The sequence below is a fragment of the Phocaeicola sp. HCN-40430 genome (assembly GCF_037890285.1).
Lineage (GTDB): Bacteria > Bacteroidota > Bacteroidia > Bacteroidales > Bacteroidaceae > Phocaeicola > Phocaeicola acetigenes.
Genome location: NZ_JBBKBS010000013.1, coordinates 1 through 21,802, shown reverse-complemented (window position 1 = coordinate 21,802; position 21,802 = coordinate 1). Strand labels below are relative to the sequence as shown.

Genomic DNA, 21,802 nt, shown 5'->3' with positions numbered 1-21,802 from the left:
TTTTATATCCTCTCCTACAATTCTCCTGAACATTTAGCTATACAGAAAAGTTTCTGTATAGCCTATGTCCAGAATCGATCAGTATTAATATAAAAGCAAAGTAATTTCTCTTTAGAACTGTCCGCCTCCGAGCGCCCGGTAAAGTTGCGCATGAAGCTGACAATAACCAACTGTAAGATCAATACGCTCAAGCTCGCACTCCAAATAGCGTTCATCAGCCGACAACACATCCAAATATCCTACAAAACCAGTTTTGAACAGTTCATTAGCATATTCTATCGAACGATGATGAATGCGGCTTTCCTCTATCTTCAATTGCTTGCGCTTTTCCATTTGCACGGAAGCACTCAGCAGATTGGTTATTTCCTGATAAGATTTCAGCACCGTATGATGATATTCCAACAAGGCAATACGCTGATTGGCTTTCGACTTATTCCATAATGCACGTATTTCATGACGTTTGAAAACAGGAGCTGTAATACCTGCTGCCAGATTATACACCAAAGAAGCCGGAGACACGAACCATTTTTCCAAGTCGAATGCGCTGAATCCTCCGCTTCCTCCCAAATTCAAAGAAGGGAAAAATGCTTTACGGGCTGCTCTTACATCCGATTTCGAAGCAAGCAACTCCAGTTCAGCAGCCTTTACATCCGGACGGTGCAGCAACAGTCTTACCGGAATTCCTTTAGCAGACGGGTATTGATAACCAGTCAACTTATCGAATGAAGTACGCTTGATACTGAAAGGAAGTTTGCCCATAAGCAATGCCAGAGAACGTTCTACTTCTTCTACTTTCTGACGGGTATCAAGCAACATTTCTTCCAGTTTCATTCTACGCGAAAGGAACTGATTTACCGAAAGACGAGACACTTCCCCTTCCTTCATCAATTCATTAGTCAACTTATACGAGTCGCGATTCTTCTGTATTTCTTCTTCCAAAATCAGACATTTCTTATCAAGCCCCACCAAATAATAATATTGTGAAGCCACTTCAGATACGAGTATTGTCTGTGCCAGCTGTTTGGCTTCTATCGACTTCATCCAACGCATGGCTGCAGCACGCTTCTTGTCGGTCAGTTTTCCCCATACATCGATTTCCCATTGGAAGCCCAAGCCCAAGCTGAAGTTGTGATAAGGATCCGGAATATGCTTATCTTTTGCCAAATCAGGAGTATTAGTCGTCGCATTTCCTACCCCGTCCATCGTATATTCACCAAAACGCTCTACTCCTCCCTGTACTCCCAAAGACAATTCAGGCAATAAAGCCCCTCTGCGAATACGCAATTGCTCACGAGCTACAGATACATGCTCTAAAGTCTGTAAAAACGTATAGTTTCGCGCCAAAGCAGTGTCTATGTATGCCACCAATAATGTATCAGGGAAAAACTCCTTCCACGATACAGCGTCCAAAGACAGAGTATCTGCATGTTCTCCGGCAATAACTTCCGGAAGGTCTACCTGCTCTTCCAATGTAAGGGAAGGCGCCTTACACCCTCCCCACATCAAAGCTACAACGGCAAATAAAATATATTTATACATCCTGTATTTCTTCATCTTCGTAACGTTTTTTATCGCCTCCCATACGGACAGACAATGTTTCAAATAAAATATATAATCCGGGAACCAGGAAGATTCCGACAAAAGTTCCGACAAACATACCTCCCGCTGCTGCTGTACCAATAGAACGGTTACCCAAAGCACCGGCACCGGTAGCTGCCAACAACGGAATCAATCCGCAAATAAATGCAAAAGAAGTCATCAGGATAGGACGTAAACGGCTTACCGCCCCTTTGATTGCAGCATCCAGTACACTCATTCCCGACTGACGGTACTGGTTGGCCATCTCGATAATCAGAATCGCATTCTTTCCCAACAGACCGATAAGCATAACCAGTGCAACCTGTGCATAAATGTTATTTTCCAATCCTGCTACCTGCAAGAAGAAATAAGATCCGAAGATACCCGCCGGCAATGACAAAATAACAGGGAAAGGCAACAGAAGACTTTCGTACTGGGCTGCAAGCAACAAATACACAAACAGCAAACAGATACCGAAAATCAGTACAGTCTGGCCACCAGAATCTTTTTCTTCACGAGTAACTCCCGACCATTCTACATCATAACCGCGCGGAAGAACTTCCTTACTGATTTCTTCTACAGCTTTAATAACCTCACCCGAGCTCACGCCCCCTTCTCCTTCACCAGTAATCAAAGCAGAGGTAAACATATTGTAACGGGTAATCTGGCTTGGACCAAACACACGGTCCATTGTCATAAAGTTAGAATAAGGAACTACATTTCCATCGTTATTCTTTGCATACAGACGATACAAGTCTTCCGGGTTCATACGATACTCCGGAGATGCCTGAATCATTACTTTATACATTTGTCCGAAACGGATAAAGTTCGAAGAGTAAAAACTTCCGATATAAGCCTGAAGAGTTTCCATCGCTTTATCCAAATCCACTCCCAGTTTGGCAGCTTTAGCCAAGTCTACTTTCAGCAAATACTGAGGGAAGTTAGGATTAAATCCAGATGTAACCCCCTGCAAGCGTGGGTCTGCATTCAATTTTTCTACCAAAGTATTGGCTACTTCAGCAAAAGCATGAAAATCGCCAGCTGTCTTATCCTGCAAACGAAGCTCAAATCCACTGGCATTACCAAATCCCGGAACAGAAGGTGGAAGGAAGAACTGAATATCTGCATCCTTAATATGCGATGTACGCTCTTTGTAAATCTGCATCAGTTCGTCTACCGTATGCTCACGTTCACTCCATGGTTTCAAGTTAATCATACCCATACCATAGCTGGCTCCTTCTGTCTCTGTCATCAAACTATATCCAGCCAATGTAGAGATGCTTTCAATTTCATCGAAAGGAAGCAAAGCAGCCTGAATCTGATTCAATACTTTTTCACTACGTTCTACGGTAGCTCCCGGAGGTGCATCAACGTTTACATAAATCATACCCTGATCTTCATTAGGGATAAATCCGGAAGGCAACACCAAATTGATACCATACGTTGCCAGCAGGAAGAAAAGCAACGTAGCATAAGTAAAGACTTTACGCCCCAGATATTTATGAAGTCCTAACTGATAACGGCGTTCAAAACGGTCGTAACGGCGATTAAAACCAATAAAGAATTTACGTAACCAAGTAGCTTTCTTGCGTCCATGACCTGCCGGCTTGAGCAACAGAGCACACAGAGCAGGCGACAAGGTAAGCGCATTGACACCCGAAATAACAATAGCCACAGCCAGGGTAAGCGAGAACTGACGATAGAAGATACCTACTGTTCCCTCCATGAAACCTACCGGTACAAACACTGCCGACATAACCAGTGTAATGGCAATAATCGCTCCACCGATTTCCTTGATAGCTGCAACCGATGCCTGATAAGGAGAAAGTTTCTCTTCGTGCATCTTCACGTGTACAGCTTCTACCACCACTATGGCATTATCGACCACAATACCGATAGCCAACACCAGTGCAAACAAGGTCAGCATATTAATAGAGAAGCCCAACATCTGCATGAAGAAGAATGTTCCGATAAGCGATACCGGCACAGCAATGGCAGGAATCAATGTAGAACGTAAATCCTGCAAGAAGATATATACTACCACAAATACCAGCAAAAAGGCCTCAATAAGTGTCTTCATCACCGACCAGATGGAAGCATCGAGGAAACGGGATACGTCGTAAGCAATATTATAGTCCATACCCGGCGCAAAACTGCTCTCTTTAATCTCCTCCATCCGAAGCTTGATGTTCTCGATAACCTCACGTGCATTCGACCCCGGACGCTGCTTAATCATAATAGAAGCAGAAGGACGTCCGTCTGTCATCGACACCATGTTATAGTCTTCCGAATCGAATTCAATGGTAGCCACATCCTTCAGGCGCAACAAAGACCCGTCGGGCAATGCCTTCAGCACAATCTCTCCGTACTCTTCCGGAGTGCTGAATTTTCCTGTATACTGCAATACATACTGCAACTGCTGGGGAAGTTTATCCGAACTGATACCCGTCTTTCCCGGAGCAGCTTCTATATTCTGGCGGCGGATAGCCTCTGTTACATCCTGAGGAACCATATTGTATGCAGCCATACGGCTAGGGTTCAGCCACACACGCATCGCATAGTCACGGCTACCCATGATTTCTACCAATCCTACCCCATCAATTCGCTTCAACTCACGAAGCACATTGATATCGGCAAAGTTGTACACAAATTTTTCCGTATGCGTAGTATCTGTACTATACACATTCAGATACATCAACATACTGTTTACTTCTTTTTCCGTTACCACACCGGCACGAATTACTTCTTCGGGAAGCTCATCGAGTACAGTGGTCACACGGTTCTGCACGTTTACAGCTGCCACATCCGGGTCTGTTCCAACTTTAAAGTATATAGTAGTCAGAGACATACCATCGTTGGTACAAACTGTAGTCATATAAGTCATTCCCGGTACCCCGTTGATGGCACGCTCCAGAGGGGTAGCTACAGTCTTGGCCATTACGTCTGCACTGGCTCCGGTATAGCGGGTAGTAACCGTTACCGAAGGAGGCACAATATCCGGGAATTGGGTAATAGGCAGTGAAACCAAGGCCAATGCCCCCAGACAAACAATAATGACCGATATAACCGCCGAAAGAATAGGACGGCGTATAAATAGTTTAAACATAAGCCATTATCTTTGTAAAGAGTTCAACTTCAATTCTTGTCTCACATCTTCAAACGGTATAGTATCTGCCTTTATCTGCATACCGTCTTTCACCATCTGCACCCCTTCGTATACAATTGCTGTATTGGGTTTCAGGTCTTGTGTGACATAAAAGTTATGATAACGTTCTATCGGATTGAAACTGCGTACCTGTACTTTTCCTTCCTCATCCAAGAGATAAACATAAGTAAAATCCTGAATTTCGAAAGTCGATTTCTGAGGTACCATGCACACGTCTTTCATGTGTGTCATCAGTCGAACCTTTCCTGTTACTCCATGTTTCAACAATCCGTCCGGATTTGGGAAACGTACACGAAAGGCAATAGATCCTGTTCCTCTTTCAAAATCTCCTTCTACAGTTTCCAGCTTACCTTTATAATGATATATAGAACCATCGGGCAAAACCAGTTCTACATTGTCCAACTGCTGCAGATTTTCGCCATTCAACTGAGCACGCTTCAAACGGAGGTATTCACTTTCATTAACCTTATAATAAGCAAAAATTTCAGAAATATCACTCACTGTAGTCAACAAACTCTCCGGATTTACCAAACTACCTACCTTATAAGGAATACGGTCTATATATCCTGTAAATGGAGCAGTAATTGTAGTATACGAATATTCCATCTGTGCCCGCTGCATTTCAGCACGTGCCTGTTCTACCTTCATACGGGCTACTTCACGTTCACGTTTTACCTGATCCAGGCGGATAGGAGAAATAATTTGCTTGTCTACCAGCCTTTGTATACGCTCTTTTTCGTAATTCGCCATTTCCAGCTCAGCCTGCATTTGCTTGTAGTTTGCTTCTGCAGCTTTCAATACTTCCTGATAATTTTCAGAATTCAAGCGGAACATAGGCTGTCCTTTTTTTACCAGCTGACCTTCGTCTACCAATACCTGCTGAACAAAACCTTCTACTTTAGCCTTAATTTCCACAAACTGAATAGCCTGAATATCGGCTACATAAGAACGAGGCAAATCAATTGATGTAGGCTGAAGCACCGTTACAGGAATCACTTCTTTACCTTTTACCTGCTTATTGCCTGAAGACTGACATGAAGACAACAATCCCATCGCACATGAAAGGAGAGCAATCTTCTGAATACAATTTTTCATAAGATTACAATAATAGAATTGATTACTATGTGTTATTTAAATTAAGATACAGTCTTTTACTGTACAAAGACGCCAATATACATAAACGACATGAAGCGAAAAGTGATTTCCGTTCCTCCAATTGGCTATATTTCCCTACTCAAAGGGAGATATATAACAAAAAGAATTTGCTAAATAAGAAGTGTACAAAATGTAAGATGAGGGCGCACTTTCTGTAAAGACGCCAAAGAAAAAGAAACCTTAACCGAATTCCGGATTCTTACAATGGGGATAAAACTGAAAAGCAACAATATAGGAAGATATACAAAATCCATGTTCCAACAGCTCAAACGGGTAGAAGTATTGGAATAAGACAGATCTCCCCAAGCCGGTATTCCGGCCTCAGCTTCCTGAGACAAATTTTCTTCCGCAAAAGAAAGCGCCAGTTCTGTAGTTTCTCCATGATAAGCATTGATTGCCTCATACATATATGCATCCAAATGTATGAGCATCAGCATGATCATACACAACACACGCAAGATTCTATTTTTTCTTATTGTATGAAACAACATAATATGGATTTTATGGAATGCAAAGATATACGAGCACGCTTAAATATAAAAATTATAAAAAATGTTTTCCTAAAAATTAACAACTCGATACAACTCTACACAGATTCAATCATTTTTTCAAAATAAAACGGGAGAAATAGAACGTGTTTTATCCGTTTCACTTCTCCCGTTTATCCTTTTTATACCAGTTTGGCATTACTCCTTTCTTTTCTTTTTATCCATCTGTCCGAAAGCTTCTTTCTGTTCTTCTGTCAGCAAAGCTTTAACAGCCTCATCCAGTTCCTGTTTTTCCACTTTACGCTGTTCGCGTGAGATTTTCTGATTAAAAAACTCCTCGTACAGCGTTTTTATTTTCTGCTCCTGTTCATCAGACAAATTCAGTTTCTCATCCAGATTCTTCATGATCTGTTCTACACGCTGTGCAGGATCCATCTGCTGTCTGTTGCGTCGTTGTGCATCGGTTGTACCGATAGTCGCAAAAACAATACAAGCCAATAATACAATCTTTTTCATTTCTGTCTGTTTTTAGTTATACAATAGATTCTTATCTGATGGTATACGTAAAGCTCAGCATCAAATAAGGTTTCAATACATTATAATTGATATAGTCATAATAATTGCTTCCTATCTGGTGTAAAAAAGCCTGGTTCTGATTGAGCAGGTCGCATGCTTCCAGTCTGATTTCCGCCTGGTTATGCTTCAGGAATTTCTTACCGATTGATGCATTCCACAGGAAATAGTCCGAATCTCCCTCGTCCAGCCCTGCATAATTAATATAGTTGAACGTGGTTTGAAAAGTAAACCCCTTCCAAAAGGTCCAACCGAGTTTTGCCGCAGCAAGATGGTTGATATAATCACCGTTGGATGTTCCCGCAACCGAATTGAATATCTTGTTTATCGTAGCCGAATAAGACACGGTAAAATCCAGATTATGGCTGATGTTACTTCCTATTATTATTTTTGGTATGACATTCAGTTCCCGGGTTGCACTTTTCATCCCGTCGAATATGGTCGGTACATTAGCATAATTGGCTGCTATGCTTAAGTTCAGATTACTCCTGATAATGTCCAACGGAAAACCATAGGTAAGCATCGACTGGAAGCTGTAATAACCATCCAAGTTGACCGGTTTCGTATACTGTGCTCCTTTTTCCATTTCCACTCCAGAAGGCAAGACCATATCTTCTTTAGCCACAAAAGAACTGTCGGCTACATAGTTTTGCTGGAAAGTAGCCCCCGCCATTGCAATGAAAGTATGACCGGAGGAAGTGGTCCTTATGTAACGTAAGTTCAGTGAATGATTAATCTGCTGGTCCAGCTCCGGATTACCCGAAGTCAGAAACAACGGATTGGTATTATCTACCACCTCCTGCAAGTCGGTTACCGACGGAGAAGCCGAACGACTTCTATACCTTAAGATAAAGGAATTACTCCGATCCAAAGCATAGCGTACAGTGGCAGAAGGCAAAACAGAGAAATACTTTTTATTCAAATCTTCATACACCGGATAGTACTGATTTCCCATCAGAGATGAATACTGAAAATCGGCTCCCAGCATCACATTCAACTGCTTCTGGTGGAAACGCAAACCGACTCCTCCCGAATGAGTCAGATAATCGGATTCATATACATTGGAAAGATCCTCATCAAGTTGTTCATACAAATCACCTACCGCTGCCCGTTCGTATACCTTACGGTCTGCATCTACATTCGAGTAAGAGACTCTATAATTGGTCTGCAACTGCCAGGCGTCGGCCAGTTTTTCGGTAAACATCAAACTCCCATTCCACATATATTGTTTGTCTGCGGTTGCCTTATATTGTCCGTAGCTCTCCTCTATGGTCTGTTCTCCATACTTACGGTTCACATAATCGGAATAAGCATCTCCCACTTTATCAGACATCGTTCCATTGAAAGTGACAGAAAGAGTACGTCCGGGTACAGGAAAACGATGACGGTAAATCATGCTTCCTCCTACGCTGTACGCATCGATATCACTGTAACTGTTGTTTTCTACTTCACTTTCCACTGCTCCATCTGCAAGATTGCTTCCCAACCACATTCCTGTCATGTCATTGTTCTGAAAACTGATGACCGGTCTTATCTGAAGAGAATTATTCTTATCTATCTGATAATCCAGTTTCATATTGAAGCGATGATTCCAGTTTTCCATCCGTGAACTGTTTGTTTCATTATAGCTCATACCAGGCAATACTGAATCGAAGAAGTAACGGTCGGTTATTTTTTCGGAATTATTAACCGACTGGTTGAAAAAGTAACTTCCTGTCACTTTAACTTTTTCTCCCCACTGGTCTACATAGTTCAGACCAAGTCCGTTGCTGGCTGTAACACCTCCCAGGCTTCCTACCATAAAATTATTTGCAGAATTCCCCGGTCCTCCTCCAGCTTTTCCACCTTTTCTGCGTCCTCCCCTGCCTTTTCCGGCAGACGAAGCCATCACTCCAGCCAAGTCTTCCTGAGAAAAGTTCTGCTGGTTTACGTTGTTACTCATACCTAATACAGATACACGTCTGTCGCCATCAAAGAAATTAACGTTTCCTCCCACACGATAACGGTCTTCTGTACCATAGCCTCCGTACACTTCTCCGAAAGTCCCTTCTTTGAATCCCGACTTTGTTACAATATTGATGGTCTTTATCTCCTCTCCGTCATCAAAACCTGTAAACTCAGCCTGTTCACTCTTTTTGTCGAAGACTTCAATACTTGCAATAATATCAGCCGGCAAATTCTTGAGTGCCAGATTAATATCTCCATCAAAAAATTCCTTGCCGTCTACCAGTACTTTTTTCACATCTTCTCCCTGTGCCTGTACCGTTCCTCCTTCTACCACTACCCCGGGCATTTTGGCCAGCAACTCTTCGGCTGTACTCCCCTGCAACACTTTAAAGGCCTCCGCATTGTAAACCAGACTATCACCTTTCTGCTCTGCCCGTGTAGCCCGTCCGTTCACAGATACCTGCCCCAGCAGCTGTATATCTTCTTCCATGCTTATATTCACCACCGCACCTGCAGAAGAAATACTGACTTTGTTTTTATAAGATTTATAGCCTACATACGAAATCTGCAAAACATACTCTCCCGGCAGCAGTTTCTTAAACTGATACCATCCTGCCAAATCGGTAGTAGTATAAACAGTTTTCCCTCCTTCAGGAGTCAAACTTACCGTAGCAGAGAGTAAAGGCTCTCCGCTTTTCTTATCCGTCACTGTACCCGATAGATGCTGCGCCCAAACGATTGCCGGCAAAATGATGCAGACAATCACCCCAATCATTCTTTTCATATTCTATCCTATTGTTTCACCACAAAAATAAGCGACAGAGAAATGCAAAATCCAAGGGAACCTGAAAGTAGGGGTAAACAGCATGAATGTAATGGTAAACAGCATAAGGCTTATTTCCATAACACAGCGGAAAAGCGTATTTTTGTAAAAACAAGATATCTATGTGGCAAACAAAGAAACTTCCCTTTTTTATAGACCTTATTTTTTGCCTGGTACTGCTACCGGCTCTGATTGCTTTGCTGCCTATCGAGCGATGGCTGGAAAAAGATTCTATTTTTGTATACCTGCTGGTAGGATGGCTGTACATTGTATATATTCTGAACCGGTATGTGGTTATGCCTTTTGTGCTGGTGGGACAGAAACGTTTCTGGATTGCAGTAATCCTTATCTTACTCACAATAGCAGGAACTTATCTCATCACACGCTACCAGATGGAAATACCTGTACACAGAATGCGGCGTCCAAGACTGGCCACGCATATTCCCAAAATCCGATTGCAGCAGCAGGCGGTATGGTTTCTCTACATTGTGGTCATGGCTTTCAGTATTGCCGTGGGACTGCTTACCGAACTGTATCATCAGATAACCAGAAGGCAGGTGGTAGAATTTGAAAAGAAAAAAGCCGAACTGGCTTTGTATAAAGCACAGATTAACCCTCATTTTCTGTTCAACAGTCTCAATACACTGTATGCAATGGTGGTAACCCGCTCACCACAGGCCGAAGATGCTTTTACACAGTTTATCGGGCTCATGAAATACATGTATACCCACAATACACAGGAAAAAATTCCGCTCTGCACTGAAATAGAATACATCCATCAGTACATCGAACTGCAGAAATACCGGATACCGGAGAACTTCAAAATCCACTATTCGTATCAGCACGACGAAACGGAACAATTGGACATTGCACCGATGATTCTGATTACCTTTATAGAGAATGTATTCAAACATGGAATTTCCTCGCACAAAGCCGGAGAAGCTTATATCACAATTCAGGCAGAAAACGGAGAATTACTTTTGTCTACAACCAATCCGCTGTTAAACCATACGCGCAACAACCTGTCTAAGGGAATAGGGATAGAGAACTGCAAAAAAAGACTGGAACTTCTCTATCCGCACAAATACAGTTTGTTTACAGAAGAAAAAGACGGGTTATTTACGCTAACTCTCAGTATCAGTTTAAAGACATGAAGATAAAGTGTGTGGCAATAGACGATGAGCCAATGGCACTGGAAATCATTACCAGCTTTTGCCAACGGTATGGAGATATGGAGGTGAAGACTTTTACCAATCCGCTGACCGGTATGGAGCAAGTAAAAAAAATAAAGCCTCATCTGCTCTTCCTCGATGTGGAAATGGGCGATCTGAATGGGATAAAACTGGCACACGAATTGCCGACTGGCACCTTTCTGATTCTGACTACAGCATATGCCCAGTATGCACTCGACGGTTTCGAACTGAATGCCATCGATTTTCTTCACAAACCCTTTTCATACACGCGTTTCGAAAAGGCCGTCGACAAGGTAATAGAACGGTATTCGCTGCAAAGCCTTTCCAATAATCCGGTCTTTACAGACGAAAGCATCACACTAAAGGTTGAGTATAAAAATACACATATCAAACTGAAGGATATACTGTATATCGAATCGATGGACAACTATGTACGTATTTATCTGCATGACCAGCCGCCACTGATGTCGCAAATCAGCATGAAAAGCACACAGGAACTGCTTCCTCCGGAGAAATTCATACGTATACACAAATCATTCATCGTACCGGTACACCGGATAGCCAGTTTTACGCAAAAAGAGGTGCTTTTGTACAACGGTACCCGCATTCCGGTAGGAAGAAGTTATAGCAAGGAGTTAAAAACGATAGAACAAATGCCCCAGACAGAATAAGAAGGCTCTCCTTCCCTACTCGAGCTATTATTTGCACTGCTTGATTTTTTCCATCAGTTCGATGCGGGGAATACCCAGTTCGATGGCTTTCTCGTACGCAGCCAATGCTTCTTTCTTCTTTTCCTGCCCCAATTTCACATCACCAATCATCAGAAAGACTTCAGCATCCTGACTGTCCAGACGGGCAGCTTCCTCCAAATCAAGCAAGGCAGCATCCGGATGTTGCTGCTCTGTTTCCAGATTGGCGCGCATTTTAAGAAGAGATACATCTGTAGGATATTCCTCTACCAACAGGTTCAGTGCATCACGGGCTGCCGTATACTTTCCTTCTTTCTGGTCGAGCATAGCGAGACCGATACGGGCCGTTTTATTCTTCAGGTTTTTAGCAAGAATGACATTATAGTCTATACGGGCTTCTTTGTATTCGCGACGCTGCATATAAATATATGCACGGAACAGGCGGGCTTCTTCATCTTCGGGCAATAAATCGATTACATTACAATAGTCTACATAAGCTTTGTCTATCAGATTTTTGTCCAGATAAAGGGCTGCACGGTTTAGCAGAATAGCTGTAGCATAAGGTGTAATGTTCAGAGCCAGAGTGTACGATTCGATGGCCTCATCGGTCTTTCCCAGCCGTTTCTGCACAGTTCCCAAATTGGAGAAAAGCAATGCGTTGCGGGCACTGGACGGGTCCATTTTCAAAGCCTCGCGAAACAGGGCTTCTGCCTCGGGAAGACTATCTTTCAAGGCACAGTTCATGGCGCGGTCTACCACTTCTTTATACGATTTCTGCGCAAAAAGTGAAGTCAGGGAACATATACATAAGCAAAACAATACAATTCTTTTCATTTTCCGGAATTTTTCTTTCTGTTAATTGTGTACCAAAGGTAAGGGAATATTTGCAGAAGTCTTTCTGTGTTAAATACTTTTTGTAAGTTTAAAGTTAAGTTTATGAGTCAGCCTGTTTGTAAGTTGGCGTGAAGTTCGTAAGTTTGTGACTGTTTCTTGCTTCATATACGGCAGAAACATCGGAAAAAAGTAAAACCCAAACCTATACAACCGTATGAAAATAGAAAAAGCCATCTTTGCCTGCGGGTGCTTCTGGGGCGCACAATATCAGTTCGAGCATGCCAAAGGAGTCGTCCGCTCTACTGTTGGATATATCGGAGGTCATAAAGACGAACCGACTTATCAGGAAGTAAAAGCACATCTTACCGGACATGCCGAAGCTACTCTGGTGGAGTTTGATGCGGAACAGACCTCTTTCAGCGAACTGTGCAAACTGTTCTTCGAAATACACGACCCGGCACAAACCGACGGACAGGGTCCCGACATCGGCGACCAGTACCGGAGTGAAATATTCTACCTCGACGAAAAGCAGAAGAAAGAAGCAGAAGAGGTGATCCAAATTTTGCGCGACAAAGGGTATGAAGTGAATACCCGTCTGACTCCTGCCACCACATTCTGGGAGGGAGAAGAATATCACCAGCATTATTACGACAAGACAGGCGGAGAACCTTATTGCCACATCCGGATAAAGAAATTCTGATTCGGGGAAAACGGTTTTTCCTGTCCGACAAAGACAAGTATTGATTTCAGACATTTGCTAAAACCGACGACGTTGTATTTACAATCGACGACGCCGGATATAAAATCAGCGCCGCTGTTTATACAAACAACGGCGCTGACTGATTAATAATATATGTTATGTCTGTGTATGTGTATATAATCAGGCTTTACGGATATAATTTACAATCCATTCACCCACTTCTTTTGTACCATATTTGGCACCGCCTTCCACCTGAATTTCAGGAGTGCGAACGCAAGCATCCAGCGAAGCATCTACAGCCTTACGAATCAGTGCACCTTCTTCCTTGCAGTCGAAATACTCGAACAGCATAGCTACCGACAGAATCTGAGCCAGCGGATTGGCAATGTTCAATCCCTTAGCCTGAGGCCATGAACCGTGAATCGGTTCGAATACCGGTGTACTTTCGCCTGTAGAAGCCGAAGGAAGCAAGCCCATAGAACCACTGATGCAAGAACCTTCATCGGTCAGGATGTCGCCGAAAGTATTTTCAGTTACCATGACGTCGAAGAAAGTAGGCTCCTGAATCATACGCATGGCAGCATTGTCTACAAACATATAGTCGGTAGTCACTTCCGGATACTGCGGTGCCATTTCCTGGGCAATCTGACGCCACAGACGGGAAGATGCCAGTACGTTGGCCTTATCGACTACGGTGAGGTGTTTGCGGCGTTTCATGGCATATTCGAATCCGACTTTCAGAATGCGTTCAATTTCCGGACGGGTATACATATTAGTATCGTAAGCCTTTTCGTTGTCCTGGTATTTTTCACCGAAATACATTCCTCCTGTCAATTCACGGATGCAAAGGAAATCGGCTCCTTCTACCAGTTCGGCACGCAAAGGTGATTTATGCAACAGACACTTGAAGGTCTGTACCGGACGGATGTTTGCAAACAAGCCCAATTTTTTACGCATGGCCAGCAGTCCCTGTTCCGGACGCACTTTTGCGGTAGGATCGTTGTCGAATTTCGGGTCGCCTACTGCAGAAAACAACACGGCATCGGCACGCTTACATACTTCGTAAGTAGCTTCCGGAAACGGATCGCCTACTTTATCTATGGCATCGGCACCACACAATGCATATTCATAACTTACTTTATGTCCAAATTTCTCACATACAGCTGTCATGACATCCACACCCTGCACGGAGATTTCCGGTCCGATGCCATCGCCAGCCAATACGGCTATTTTAAATTCCATATATTTTAAGTTTTAAAGTTTGTAAGTTTTTTTAGTCAAGTATCAGGTTACGGGCAGACAAGGTTCTCGATATCTTATCTTTTGTTCCCTTGCCAGCTGAAACCTTGTCAACTTTCTTCTATTATATTCAACATTTTAATAGTAGCTTTGATAGCTGCCTCTGTCTGGTCGGCATCCAGTCCGCGTGTACGGAACTCACGCCCTTCGTAACTCCAGGTGATGACCGTATGTACGAATGCATCGGTACGTCCTCCGGGAGGAATAGAAACTGCATAGTTCACCAGCATGGGGAAGGTACGCTTCAATACGCCTTTATAGATTTTGCGCAATGCACGCACAAAGGCATCGTATTGTCCGTCGCCAGAAGAACTTTCCTGATAGGTTTTGCCATCTATTTCGATATTCAAGGTAGCCATCGGTTTCAGTCCCTGCGCCAAGGTAACAAAGTAACTCAACAGGCGTACTTTATTGTTGGCTCCATCGTGCTTCAGCACATCGGAAATAATATACGGCAAATCTTCCTGAGTAACCAGTTCTTTGCGGTCGCCCAACTGGATAATGCGTTCTGTTACCTTACGCATAGCTTCTTCGTCCAGTTCCAGCCCGAGACTTTCAAGGTTCTTGCGGATATTGGCTTTTCCGGAAGTTTTTCCCAACGCATATTCACGTACACGTCCGAAGCGCTCAGGAAGCAGGTCGTTGCAATACAGATTGTTCTTGTTGTCTCCATCGGCATGTACCCCGGCCACCTGCGTAAACACGCTGTCTCCCACAATCGGTTTATTGGCTGGAATGGTCACTCCCGAGTATGACTCTACCACCCGGCTTACATCATTCAGACGGCTTTCGTCGATGTGTGTAATTGCCTGAAAATGGTCTTTCAGGATGGCCTGTACACTGGCAAGAGGAGCATTTCCGGCACGCTCTCCCAGCCCGTTGATGGTAGTATGAAGACCTTTCACTCCACTCAGCACAGCGGCCAGTACATTGCTCACAGCCAAATCATAGTCGTTGTGTGCGTGGAAATCGAAATGCAAATCCGGATAGCGTTTTTTCATTTTACGCATGAATTCGATGACTTGTAGCGGATTCAGTATACCCAGTGTATCGGGCAGCATGAAGCGCTTGATACCCGTATCCTTCAATCCGTCTATCAGTCCGAATACATAATCCGGCGAGTCTTTTATCCCGTTGCTCCAGTCTTCCAGATACACATTGACCGACATATCACACTGCTGTGCATAACGTACTACTTCACGTATGTCGGCTACATGTTCGGCCAGTGTTTTCTTCAACTGATAAGTACAATGTTTTTCCGAGCCTTTTGTCAGCAGATTGATGACACGGCATCCTGCCTTATGAATCCAGTCGACAGATACTTTTCCGTCGACAAACCCAAGCACTTCTACACGGGACAGCATATTACGAGCAGAGGCCCAGTCACAAATCATCTTCACCGCATTGAACTCTCCTTCCGACACACGGGCCGAAGCCACTTCTACGCGGTCAACTTTCAAATCCTCCAGCAACAAGCGGGCTATCATTAATTTTTCACGGGCTACAAACGATACGCCACTGGTCTGTTCTCCATCGCGCAGCGTTGTATCCATGATTTCTATTATTGGTCTTTCCATACAGACATCTACTCGTTTTTATTTGTTCTTATTACTTTTAGCGATTTGCTTCGAAAGCTTCTATCTTCTCTTTGTTTTCCACCAGGAAGTCGATATCGTCCAGTCCGTTCATCAGACAATGCTTTTTGTAAGCATTGATTTCGAAGACTTCCGATTTACCGGTAGCCTTGTTGGTAATGGTCTGTGCCGGAAGGTTGACTTCCACTTCTGTTTTCGGATTGGCATAAATGGAGTCGAACAGTTCTTTCAGGAAAGCTTCGCTCACCACAACAGGAAGTACAAAGTTGTTCAACTCATTGTTTTTGTGAATGTCGGCAAAAAAGCTGGAAACTACGACTCTGAATCCGTATCCGGCAATTGCCCATGCAGCATGTTCACGGCTTGAACCGGAACCGAAGTTCTTTCCGGCAACCAGAATTTGTCCGCTATAAGTAGGGTCGTTCAGCACGAAGTCTTTGTTGAGTGTACCATCCGGATGATAACGCCAGTCGCGGAACAGGTTGTCACCAAAGAATTTCTCTTCTCTTGTGGTTGCTTTCAGGAAACGTGCAGGAATAATCTGGTCTGTATCTACATTCTCTAAAGGAAGAGGGATACAAGTGCTTGTAAGTATATCGAATTTCTGTTTCATAGTGGTTCTGTATTACATTAATGTTCGCGGATCGGTAATTACTCCAGTGACAGCTGCGGCAGCGGCAGTCAGCGGACTTGCCAGCAAGGTGCGTGCTCCAGGACCCTGACGACCTTCAAAGTTACGGTTGCTGGTAGATACGGAATATTTTCCTGCCGGAATCTTATCGTCGTTCATAGCCAGACAGGCAGAACATCCCGGCTGACGGATGGCAAAGCCCGCTTCTTCCAGCACTTTGTCCAGTCCTTCCTGACGAATCTGTTCATCGACCATCCAAGAACCTGGTACGAGCCATGCTACCACATTTTCTGCTTTCTTACGTCCTTTTACAATAGAAGCAAAGGCCCGGAAGTCTTCAATACGTCCGTTGGTACATGCACCAAGGAATACATAATCGATTGGCTTGCCTATCAGCGATTCTCCGGCAGAGAAACCCATGTAGTTCATCGACTTTTCGAATGAACCTTTTTCTACGTCGCTCATGCCTTCGGTAGTAGGAATGGAATCGGTAATTGCCATACCCATTCCCGGATTGGTTCCATAGGTAATCATCGGCTGGATATCGGCTGCATCATAGCGTACTTCTTTATCGAATACGGCATCGTCGTCGCTCTTCAGCGTTCTCCAGTAAGCTACAGCCTTTTCCCATTCTTCTCCTTGCGGTGCATATTCACGACCTTTGATGTATTCGAAGGTTACTTCATCGGGGGCAATCATACCACCGCGTGCTCCCATTTCGATACTCAGGTTGCAGAGTGTCAGACGGCCTTCCATTGTAAGGCTGCGGATTGCTTCTCCGGCGTATTCTACAAAATAACCGGTTGCACCGCTGGTTGTCATCTTCGACATCATATACAATGCTACGTCCTTGGCAGTAACGCCTTTGCCCAACTGTCCGTCGATGGTAATACGCATTGTCTTCGGACGAGCCTGCAAGATGCACTGTGAAGCCATGACCATTTCTACTTCGCTGGTACCGATACCAAATGCAACGGCTCCCATTGCTCCGTGGGTAGATGTATGCGAATCGCCGCATACGATGGTCATTCCCGGAAGAGTCAGTCCGCGTTCCGGTCCTACCACATGGATAATACCGTTTTTCTTGTTCATCATACCGAAATGAGTCAGCCCAAAGTCGGCCGCATTTTTTGCCAGAGCATCAACCTGTGCCTTGGATACCGGATCTTCAATAGGTTTATCCTGATCGTGGGTAGGAGTGTTATGGTCGGGCATACAATAGATACGCTCCGGACGGAAACATTTCAATCCACGGGCACGCATGCCGGCAAAGGCTTGCGGACTGGTCACTTCGTGACAATAAAGACGGTCTATATATAATTGTGTGGGACCTTCTTCTACTTTCTGCACCACATGTGCATCCCATATTTTGTCGAATAATGTATTAGCCATATTCTTTACTTCGTTTAGTTATTTCTTAAATTTGTTGATACAGTCAATATAAGCTTCTACCGACGCTGCGATAATATCTGTGTTTGCTCCAAAGCCATAATACATCTGTCCGTCGTATTCTACCTGCATGTGTACTTTACCTACATCATCACTTCCCTTGCTGATGGCCTGGATAGTAAACTCTTTCAATGTCATCTGACGGTTGATAATCTTTTTCACGGCTTTGATAGCGGCATCTACCGGACCGTTTCCTGTGGCTGCTGCTTCAAAATGTTCACCGGAGATATTCAGTCCGAGACTGGCTACAGAACGCACTCCTACTCCACTGGTTACCTGCAGATACTCCAGTTTGATGTGATGGTTGAAGTTGCGGTCTGCTCCGGCCAGTACCATGATATCATCATCGGTAATATCTTTCTTCTTATCGGCCAGTTTCAGGAAGTCTTCGTATACCTTATCCAGTTTTTCCTGGCTCATTTCTACTCCCAATACATGCAAACGATGTTTCAAAGCAGCTCGTCCGCTACGGGCTGTCAGTACAATGGCATTATCGTCTATTCCTACATCTTTCGGATCGATAATTTCGTATGTCTGTACGTTCTTTAAGACTCCATCCTGATGGATACCCGATGAATGGGCAAAAGCATTGCGACCTACGATGGCTTTGTTGGGCTGAACAGGCATGTTCATCAAACTGGATACCATGCGGCTGGTAGGATAGATTTTCTGAGTATTGATATTGGTGTCGATGTTGATATTGTGATGACAGCGAAGAATCATGGCCACTTCTTCAAGTGAGGTGTTTCCGGCACGTTCGCCAATACCGTTGATGGTAACTTCTACCTGACGTGCACCGTTCAGCACTCCACTGATGGTATTTGCCGTAGCCATACCCAAATCGTTATGACAGTGGGTAGAGATAATAGCCTTATCAATACCGTCAACATGCTCCATCAGATACTTGATTTTTGCTCCATATTCCTCAGGAAGACAATAACCGGTTGTATCGGGTATATTGACAACGGTAGCTCCTGCCTTGATGACAGCTTCTACTACACGAGCCAGATATTCGTTGTCTGTACGACCTGCATCTTCTGCATAGAACTCTACATCATCTACATAGCGGCGTGCGTATTTTACAGCAGCCACTGCACGTTCGATGATTTCTTCACGTGTAGAATTGAATTTATATTTGATATGGGAATCTGATGTACCGATACCTGTATGGATACGTTTGTGCTTGGCGTATTGCAAAGCCTCTGCTGCTACATCAATGTCTTTTTGTACGGCACGGGTCAAAGCACAAATGGTAGGCCATGTTACTGCTTTCGAAATTTCAATTACAGAGTTAAAATCTCCCGGACTTGAGACTGGAAAGCCTGCTTCAATGACATCTACTCCCAATGCTTCAAGCTGCTTGGCTACCTGAATCTTTTCAACCGTATTCAACTGACATCCCGGCACCTGCTCACCATCGCGAAGTGTAGTATCAAAAATAAATAATCTGTCACTCATAGTAAGTTCTATTTTTATAGGGTTATTATCAACTAAAAAAGCCTTTCACACCAAGGAAGTGAGAAAGGCTTTCAATTATTCTTTATAGACATTTATACACGCGACTCACTTCCCATCGGGCAACCCAATAGAATAATAATCAAACCGCATAGCAAAATCTGTATAAACATCATCTTTTTATCTCCTTTTATTTTTAACAGGTGCAAAGGTAAAGAATATTTCGAACAAGCAAAACAATATGTAAGTTTTTTAATGTAATAAACAATAATTTTTAAAACTTAGACAGGGTTTAATATAAAAGTATTACTAAAGAGAAAACTATCAAAATTCTCCGAAAACAGGCAATAATACCTTTTCGAGAAAGATATTATTGCAAATTCAGCCTGTTATCTCCCCTTTAAATAAAACAAAAAGGTATATCGGCCCAATACCGACATACCTTTTTCTCAGTTAAAAAGCAAACTGTACTTTTTCTTATAAACGTAGTTCATAAAGGCACGCTTCTACTTCTGTACTGCTTCCCATATGTTTTCCCATGTCATCCGAAAGCTTGACGCACTCACGCCACTCCTGATTGCTGTTCATTTTACAGCGAGAAAGTTTCATCACAATATTGGAGGGCTTGTAGCCTGTATCATTGGTCAAGTTGGTACCAATACCAAACGAACAGCGTATTTTTCCTTTGCAATATTCATACAAACTCAATGCTTTTTCAAAGTCAAGCGCATTACTGAATATAATGGTTTTCGTAGTGGGATCGATACCCAATTCTTTATAACGTGCAATCAACCGATCCACAAACTCATATTCGTTGCCAGAGTCACATCGTACTCCATCAAACAATTTAGCCTGCTTCCTGCTGAAGTTTGTAAGGAAAGAATCTGAAGTATATGTATCAGACAAAGCTGTACCCAAATCACCATCGTATACATTCACCCAGTTTTCCAATGCCATATAGTTGGCGTGTTTGTATCCAAACTGTGCTCCATGAAACATAAACCATTCGTGCGGATGGGTTCCCATAGGCAACATGTCGTATTTCATTGCCAGATAACAGTTGGATGTACCTATACAGTACTTGGAGTGTTCTTTGAGATAGGCTACCACAATATCCTGTACGGCAAAAGAGAAGCGACGGCGTGTTCCAAACTCAGAGAAAGGAAGCCGATTTGTATTGGAAAGTTCTACCTTACCGGATAGCCGTTCTATAATCTCTTTCTTATCGGGAATCCGATTGAAGAACTGATTACGAATCTCGGAAACAATAGCAAGTAAAGGAACTTCATATAAAGTGACTTTATATAAAAAGTCGGTCACTTCCAGATGTAGATGATGCTGTTCATCTAAGTAAACCTCAATCTTGTTTGGATCGAAACGGAAAGAAGAAAGCCACTCCCAATATACCCGGGGAAGAAATCTACAATGTGCCGACATGTATTCGAGTTCCTCATCGGTCAAAGCTACCAAACTCAAATTATAGATTTCACTTTTTAAAGCTTCCAGAAAACCTTCTGTGTATTCAGTTTCATCTCGGTCTTTGAAAGAAAATGTCCCTATTGCATAAGGAAATAACTTAATATAAGCATACGAAGTGGTAAACTTATATAAATCGGTATCTAAAATTGTTTTTATAACCATAAAAAACAAGTGTATTAATTACTATCCCGCTGTCACCTTTATATTGAGTTACAGCTATCGCTACGAAGTTAACTAAAAAATCAGAAAATGCCTATTCCGTTTCGAGAAAAGCATTTCCTTTATTCTGTATCTGATACAAATCCATACACATCTTCTTAAAACGTCCATGAACAATATATTTCCTGAAACAGTAAACAAAGCAAAAGAAAGATCATCCATTATATAGTTTCATATTTGTTTTCCGACCTGTATATCTAATACATATAAAGCACCACCTGAAACGGTAAAATTTACCTACCTCCACAGGAATAGTTGCAACAATACAAATCGGGTACCAGATATAAGAAATACTATAAGAGTATCGGAAATTTACACTTTTTCTATAAAGTAAATTTATTGGCAACGCATGTAACATCCGCAGCAGCCGGACAGGCCAGGGGAAGGTTATCCGGAAACGCCACATTCCACAGGAAGGGACGGACGGGAACAAGAAAGGTAACAAAAGAAAACACACAGAAGGAAGCCTGGGGAAGCTTTCGCAGCAGAAGGCGGCAAGGACGGCAGAAGCATTGCCGGATATATACAC

Annotated in this window: 16 protein-coding genes; 3 read left to right on the top strand and 13 right to left on the bottom strand. The window is 43.2% G+C overall.

The genetic code is table 11. The annotated features are described in order from the left end of the window. Positions 1-111: 111 nt before the first annotated feature. The 6 genes from WKU26_RS07370 to WKU26_RS07345 all read right to left on the bottom strand — a co-directional run bounded on the left by WKU26_RS07370 (position 112) and on the right by WKU26_RS07345 (position 9,691). Positions 112-1,554, bottom strand: a complete 1,443-nt coding sequence (locus WKU26_RS07370; protein ID WP_445323225.1) for an efflux transporter outer membrane subunit — start codon at positions 1,552-1,554, stop codon at positions 112-114. Next, entirely contained in the window at positions 1,532-4,684 is a 3,153-nt protein-coding gene (locus tag WKU26_RS07365) for an efflux RND transporter permease subunit (RefSeq protein WP_340321473.1), read from the bottom strand. Before WKU26_RS07365 ends, WKU26_RS07370 begins: the two co-directional genes overlap by 23 nt. Before the next feature lie 6 nt (positions 4,685-4,690). Next, positions 4,691-5,839, bottom strand: a complete 1,149-nt coding sequence (locus WKU26_RS07360; protein WP_340321472.1) for an efflux RND transporter periplasmic adaptor subunit — start codon at positions 5,837-5,839, stop codon at positions 4,691-4,693. A 170-nt stretch (positions 5,840-6,009) separates the two neighbouring features. Further along, complete coding sequence (locus WKU26_RS07355) at positions 6,010-6,351, bottom strand: hypothetical protein (RefSeq protein WP_340321471.1); 342 nt, start codon at positions 6,349-6,351, stop codon at positions 6,010-6,012. A gap of 234 nt (positions 6,352-6,585) precedes the next feature. Next, entirely contained in the window at positions 6,586-6,903 is a 318-nt protein-coding gene (locus tag WKU26_RS07350; RefSeq protein WP_340321470.1) for a hypothetical protein, read from the bottom strand. 31 nt (positions 6,904-6,934) lie between these two features. Then, positions 6,935-9,691, bottom strand: coding sequence for a TonB-dependent receptor (locus tag WKU26_RS07345; protein ID WP_340321469.1), 2,757 nt, complete (start codon positions 9,689-9,691; stop codon positions 6,935-6,937). Positions 9,692-9,852: 161 nt separating this feature from the next. Here WKU26_RS07345 and WKU26_RS07340 point away from each other — a divergent pair, with 161 nt between their 5' ends. Both WKU26_RS07340 and WKU26_RS07335 read left to right on the top strand, forming a co-directional pair. Next, positions 9,853-10,884 carry a sensor histidine kinase gene (locus tag WKU26_RS07340; RefSeq protein ID WP_340321468.1) on the top strand — a complete coding sequence of 344 codons (1,032 nt, stop codon included), beginning with the start codon at positions 9,853-9,855 and terminating at the stop codon, positions 10,882-10,884. Then, a complete protein-coding gene (locus WKU26_RS07335) occupies positions 10,881-11,594 on the top strand; it encodes a LytR/AlgR family response regulator transcription factor (RefSeq protein ID WP_340321467.1) in 714 nt (237 codons plus the stop codon). Before WKU26_RS07340 ends, WKU26_RS07335 begins: the two co-directional genes overlap by 4 nt. A 27-nt stretch (positions 11,595-11,621) precedes the next feature. Here the strand turns inward: WKU26_RS07335 and WKU26_RS07330 are convergent, their stop codons facing one another. Then, complete coding sequence (locus tag WKU26_RS07330; protein ID WP_340321466.1) at positions 11,622-12,446, bottom strand: tetratricopeptide repeat protein; 825 nt, start codon at positions 12,444-12,446, stop codon at positions 11,622-11,624. A gap of 214 nt (positions 12,447-12,660) precedes the next feature. On the opposite strand from WKU26_RS07330, the gene msrA reads away from it, so the two are divergent. Beyond that, positions 12,661-13,146, top strand: a complete 486-nt coding sequence (gene msrA / locus WKU26_RS07325; protein ID WP_338159032.1) for a peptide-methionine (S)-S-oxide reductase MsrA — start codon at positions 12,661-12,663, stop codon at positions 13,144-13,146. Between the two features lie 180 nt (positions 13,147-13,326). On the opposite strand, the gene leuB is transcribed toward msrA, so the two are convergent. The 6 genes from leuB to pncB form a co-directional block, all read right to left on the bottom strand. Continuing rightward, complete coding sequence (leuB, locus tag WKU26_RS07320; protein WP_269878809.1) at positions 13,327-14,388, bottom strand: 3-isopropylmalate dehydrogenase; 1,062 nt, start codon at positions 14,386-14,388, stop codon at positions 13,327-13,329. A 107-nt stretch (positions 14,389-14,495) separates the two neighbouring features. Next, a complete protein-coding gene (locus tag WKU26_RS07315) occupies positions 14,496-16,022 on the bottom strand; it encodes an alpha-isopropylmalate synthase regulatory domain-containing protein (RefSeq protein WP_340321465.1) in 1,527 nt (508 codons plus the stop codon). A 37-nt stretch (positions 16,023-16,059) separates the two neighbouring features. Next, entirely contained in the window at positions 16,060-16,653 is a 594-nt protein-coding gene (leuD, locus tag WKU26_RS07310) for a 3-isopropylmalate dehydratase small subunit (RefSeq protein WP_340321464.1), read from the bottom strand. Between the two features lie 12 nt (positions 16,654-16,665). After that, positions 16,666-18,063 (bottom strand): 3-isopropylmalate dehydratase large subunit, encoded by a 1,398-nt coding sequence (gene leuC, locus WKU26_RS07305; RefSeq protein WP_340321463.1) that lies wholly within the window; start codon positions 18,061-18,063, stop codon positions 16,666-16,668. A gap of 18 nt (positions 18,064-18,081) precedes the next feature. After that, the gene (locus tag WKU26_RS07300) at positions 18,082-19,578 is read right to left on the bottom strand and encodes a 2-isopropylmalate synthase (protein WP_340321462.1); all 1,497 of its coding nucleotides are present in this window, start codon (positions 19,576-19,578) and stop codon (positions 18,082-18,084) included. A 474-nt stretch (positions 19,579-20,052) separates the two neighbouring features. Continuing rightward, positions 20,053-21,216: a nicotinate phosphoribosyltransferase gene (gene pncB, locus WKU26_RS07295; RefSeq protein WP_340321461.1), complete on the bottom strand. Its 1,164-nt coding sequence runs from the start codon at positions 21,214-21,216 to the stop codon at positions 20,053-20,055. Positions 21,217-21,802: the final 586 nt, after the last annotated feature.